Origin of the sequence: Kitasatospora sp. NPDC091257, assembly GCF_044757675.1 — a bacterium.
In the GTDB taxonomy this organism is placed as follows: domain Bacteria; phylum Actinomycetota; class Actinomycetes; order Streptomycetales; family Streptomycetaceae; genus Kitasatospora; species Kitasatospora lactacystinica.
Genome location: NZ_JBIVVI010001205.1, coordinates 1 through 2684, shown reverse-complemented (window position 1 = coordinate 2684; position 2684 = coordinate 1). Strand labels below are relative to the sequence as shown.

The 2684-nt window shown below is 74.2% G+C and carries 1 protein-coding gene; it reads left to right on the top strand.

Annotation, left to right across the window (positions count from 1 at the left end; translation table 11 throughout):
- The coding region (locus ACIQOV_RS36320) for an amino acid adenylation domain-containing protein (protein ID WP_401055075.1) at positions 1 to 2684 on the top strand (2684 nt) is incomplete at both ends.

The window sequence follows — 2684 nt, the reverse complement described above, 5'->3', positions numbered from 1 at the left end:
TGACCTGCGTCGAGAACCGGGACGGTTCCAATGCGCCCGCCGGCATCCTCGCCGTCCTGCACTACGCCACCGACCTCTTCGACCACACCACCATGAGCCTGCTGGCGGACCGCCTGCTCCGGCTGCTGGCCGCCGTGGTCGCGGACCCGGACCGGTCGATCGAGGCGGTCGACGTCCTGACCCCGGCCGAGCGCCGGCGGATCCTCGTGGAGTGGAACGACACCGGGCGCGTCCCGGCGGACACCCGACCGGTCCCGGAGATCTTCGAGGGGAGCGTCCGGCGGATGCCGGACGCGAACGCGCTCGTCTTCCAGGGCGAGGCCCTGACGTTCCGTGAGCTGAACGCGCGGGCGAACCGCCTGGCGCGGCTGCTGATCGACCGCGGGGTGGGGCCGGAGCAGACCGTGGCCGTCCTGCTGCCGCGGGGCACCGACCTGATCGTCTCGCTGCTGGCGATCCTGAAGGCCGGCGCCTGCTACGTCCCCGTCGACCCGGAGTACCCCGTCGAGCGGGTCACGTACATGCTGGACAACTGCGGGCCCGCCCTCGTGGTCACCGGCCGGGAGACCGCCGCGCGGTTCGCGGGCCTCGCCGGGCGCGTGCCGCAGCTGCTGGACCTGGCGGAGCCCGCGGTCGGCGCCGAACTGGCCGGCCGGTCCGACGCCGACGTGTCGGACGCCGATCGGCTCTCGCCGTTGCGCCCGGAGCACTCCGCGTACGCCATCTTCACCTCCGGGTCGACGGGGAAGCCGAAGGGCGTGCTCATCGAGCACCACTCGCTGGCCAACCTCGTCCACAGCCACCGGGAGGACGTCTACCGGGCCGACATCGCCTCCGCCGGCCGCCCCCTGCGCGCCGCCATGATCGGGGCGACGACCTTCGACGCCAGCTGGCTGCTGCTCTTCTGGCTGCTGGACGGCCACGAGCTGCACCTGGTGGACGACGGGACGCGCCGGACGCCGGAACTCCTGGTCGACTACATCGAGGCCGAGGGGATCGACTACATCGAGACGACCCCGACCTACTGCCGGCAGCTGATCGAGCTGGGCATGCTCTCCGCGGAGCGCTCCTCCCGCCCCCGGATCGTCGACGTCGGCGGCGAGGCGGTCGACGAGGCGCTCTGGGCGGACCTGCGGCGGGCCGGGGTCGCCGGCAACAACCAGTACGGTCCCACCGAGTGCACCGTGTACAGCACGAACGCCGTGATCGGCGCGTACGAGCGGCCGGTCATCGGCCGGCCGATCCGCAACACCCGGCTGTTCGTCCTGGACGACCGGCTGCGGGTGGTCCCGCCGGGCGTCCCCGGCGAGCTGTACATCGCGGGGGAGCTCCTGGGGCGCGGCTACGTGGGCCGGCCGGCCCTGACCGCCGAGCGCTTCGTGGCGAATCCGTTCGGGGCGCCGGGCGAGAGGATGTACCGCACCGGCGACCTCGTGCGGTGGCGGGCCGACGGCGCCCTGGAGTACGTGGGCCGGGCGGACGACCAGGTGAAGATCCGCGGCTTCCGGATCGAGCCGGGCGAGATCGCCGCGGTGCTGCAGGCGCACGACGCGGTGGCGCAGGCCGCCGTGGTGGCGCGGGAGGACCGGCCGGGGGACCAGCGCCTGGTGGGCTACGTGGTGCCGGTGGCCGACCGGGAGGCCGACCCGGAGGAGCTGCAACGCTTCGCCGCGGGGCGGCTGCCGCGCCACATGCTGCCGTCGGCGGTCGTGGTGCTGGAGGCGCTGCCGATGACGTCGCACGGCAAGCTCGACCAGCGGGCGCTGCCGGCGCCGGTCGCCGGTGCGGGCGGCGGTGCGGGCGGCGGTGCGGGCGGCGGCGGGCGGGCTCCGCGGTCGGCGCAGGAGGAGATCCTCTGCGCGGTGTTCGCCGAGGTCCTCGGGGTGCCGTCGGTGGGGATCGACGACGACTTCTTCCTCCTGGGCGGTCACTCGCTCCTCGCGGCCCGGCTGATCAGCCGGATCCGCACCGCCCTCGGCGCCGAGATCGGCATCCGGGACGTCTTCGACGCCCCCACCGCCGCCGCCCTCGCCGGACGGCTGGACGACGCGGGGCAGGGCGACGGCGCCCTCGCCACCCTGCTGCCGCTGCGCAGGAGCAGCGGCCCGGCGGCCCGGCCGCTCTTCTGCGTGCACCCCGCGGCCGGCATCAGCTGGGTCTACTCGGGACTGCTCCGCCACCTCGACGGCGACCGTGCCCTGTACGGTCTCCAGGCCCGCGGCCTGCTGGCCCCCGAGGCCGTTCCGGAGAGCCTCGACGCCATGGTCGACGACTACCTGGCACTGATCCGCTCCGTGCAGCCGCAGGGCCCGTACGCGCTGCTGGGGTGGTCGTTCGGCGGGGTCGTGGCCCATGAACTCGCCGTCCGGCTCCAGGAGGAGGGCGAGGAGATCGAGGTCCTCACCCTGATGGACGGCTTCCCGGCCGGTGGCACCGGGACCCCGGCCGGGTCGGCCGAGGCGCTGAGCGGCGAGGAGGCCGTGCGGGCGCTCCTGGAGTCGCTCGGCTACGACCCGGATTCCGCGGCGGCGGCGGACGGTCCGTTCGCACTGCTCGACGACGCCACGCTGGAGGCCATGGCCAGGGTCTTCCTCGGGAACATCGCAGTGCTGGACTCGTTCAAGTCCCGTACGTTCAGGGGCGATGTGCTCTTCTTCGAGGCGACCAGGGAGGAGCCGCTCCCC